This is a genomic window from Vibrio sp. 1402, assembly GCF_033340275.1.
Genome location: NZ_JAWOWE010000800.1, coordinates 1 through 500, shown reverse-complemented (window position 1 = coordinate 500; position 500 = coordinate 1). Strand labels below are relative to the sequence as shown.

The 500-nt window shown below is 45.4% G+C and carries 1 pseudogene; it reads left to right on the top strand.

Annotation, left to right across the window (positions count from 1 at the left end):
* A pseudogene (locus R7044_RS28575) lies at positions 1-500 on the top strand (cadherin repeat domain-containing protein); the annotation flags it as partial.

The window sequence follows — 500 nt, the reverse complement described above, 5'->3', positions numbered from 1 at the left end:
TATCAGGTCGAAAGCGGGCAGAACCTCATTCAAGTTGATGATAACGGCGTTGTTTATTCACTTGGTTCTGCGGGGCAGGCTTCTGTACTGATTTCCGATTCAGGTAACGACTTATATCTACCTAAGCAAGTTCGTGCAACCGTGACATTGTATGCGATAGGTGCTGAGCAACTTAAATTTGCCTTAATCGAAGATGAGTATCGAGATGGTTTAACCTTAGCGCCTTCACGTTTGGATAAAGTTGAAACGCAAAATATCACTTACAAAATTTTGCGCAGCGAACCAGACAACGAGGTTGCCGAGTGACTAAACCCAGAAACGGGTTTGCTTTTGATCCACAACGTTGGTCAGGTAACCGTCGAGGCGACAGCAACATACAGCGATGCTTTCTTAAACAAGCAGCAAGTCGCTCAGTTTGTGGTCGATGTGAAACAGGGTCAACGTCAAGCCATCAGTGTTGCGAATATCGCTAAGACGTATGAAGACGGTGGACGCATTTT